Source organism: Leucothrix pacifica, assembly GCF_003172875.1.
GTDB lineage: Bacteria > Pseudomonadota > Gammaproteobacteria > Thiotrichales > Thiotrichaceae > Leucothrix > Leucothrix pacifica.
The window spans coordinates 1-1,434 of sequence record NZ_QGKM01000062.1 but is presented as its reverse complement, the minus strand read 5'-3'; the positions used below and the strand labels follow the sequence as shown (position 1 = coordinate 1,434).

Sequence of the window (1,434 nt, the reverse complement as noted above, 5' to 3'; positions counted from 1 at the left end):
TATATGAACGCATCCCAGTTTGCGAGGACATTCAACCATAAAAACAAACAGTTAGGCGGCAGTTCTATATTCGGCCTGTTGCACAGGCTTATCGTCCCTGCTGGCCCTGATGATTTCCGCTGCTTCACGCCTAATTCTCCTAACGAGCTCAAAGCCCCAGCAAAAATTCAGGTTTGGCAAAGCACGGTCTGACCTGTTTGTCATCACGCGTATCATGCACCTCAACAACTTTTCAGCGAACGTCTCCTATGGTTCGTTTTAAAAATGAATGACCGCTCGCTTAAGCAGGAAGCCATTCGCTTTGATAATCCCGACCATGAGCCAATAAAGCCCAAACGGTTCGAGCCATTTTATTGGCCTGTGCAACCAGTGCCACATTGTTAGGGCGACGCTGTTGCAAACGAGCCAACCAATTATCTGACTGCTTGTTATGGGCCATCACCGAACGTGCCCCATGGATTAGCAAGGTACGCAGGTAGGTGTCGCCTCGCTTGCTGATCCCATGCAACTGTATCCTACCTCCGGTGCCCGTTTGACGCGGCACTAACCCCAGCCAAGCCGCAAACTCACGACCTGAATGAAAGGTTTTTGGATCACCCATCGTGGCAATTAACGCGGTCGCCGTCAGTAAACCCACGCCGGGTACTTTCGCTATCCGCTGGCCCGCTTCGTTCTGTTTTAACCATTCCTGCAAGCGCTTCTCTAATTGTTTGATCTCACTATCTAATTCATGAATACGTGACCATTGTTCCCGCAAGCTCTCCAGCAGGAATACCGGTACTCGCTCCGATAAACGAGCGAAGCAGTCCGGTAATTGTTGCTTGAGGGCGGCACGTCCTTTTGGCATGACTTCACCAAACTCAGCTAGTAATCCTCTTAATCCATTGATCTGGCTCGTTCGGAATTTCACTAGTTGTTCACGCATTCGATGGAGTGACAATACTGCTTGCTGGTCTTCTGTTTTGACGGCAACGGTTTTCATCCCAGGTTGTTGCATCGCTGTCCAGATGCCTCGGGCATCCGCGACATCATTTTTGTTACCCGTGATAAACGGCTTGACCTGTCGTGCTGGCAATAAGCTTACCGTGTGACCCATTGCGATCAGACGGCGTGCCCAATGATGTGCACCGCCACAAGCCTCCATGCCTATATCACTATCCGGTTGATTCGCAAACCAAGGGAGAAAGCCTGCACGCTTCACTTGTTCTGAGTGCATTTCTCCCGTGTCTGTATCAACCCAATGAATCTGAAAAACCTGTTTTGCTATATCGACGCCAAATACGTTACGCTTCATCCTGAATACTCCTGAGACCGATGTGGAGAACTTGTTTTACCACGACTTGGGCACTTTGATGCCGCAGGCCGGGAGTATTCACCTCTTTTCGGTCTGATTAACCACTCTGATTTAAGGTTGGGATGCGTTCATATCATTCT

General features: G+C 49.5%; 2 protein-coding genes. One reads left to right on the top strand and one right to left on the bottom strand.

The features are described from left to right. On the top strand, positions 1 to 192 hold a 192-nt coding region (locus tag DKW60_RS24125), incomplete at its 5' end, for a hypothetical protein (RefSeq protein ID WP_219988814.1). A gap of 88 nt (positions 193 to 280) precedes the next feature. Here the strand turns inward: DKW60_RS24125 and DKW60_RS17665 are convergent. Then, the gene (locus DKW60_RS17665) at positions 281 to 1,294 is read right to left on the bottom strand and encodes an IS110 family RNA-guided transposase (protein WP_109838992.1); all 1,014 of its coding nucleotides are present in this window, start codon (positions 1,292 to 1,294) and stop codon (positions 281 to 283) included. Positions 1,295 to 1,434 lie beyond the last annotated feature (140 nt).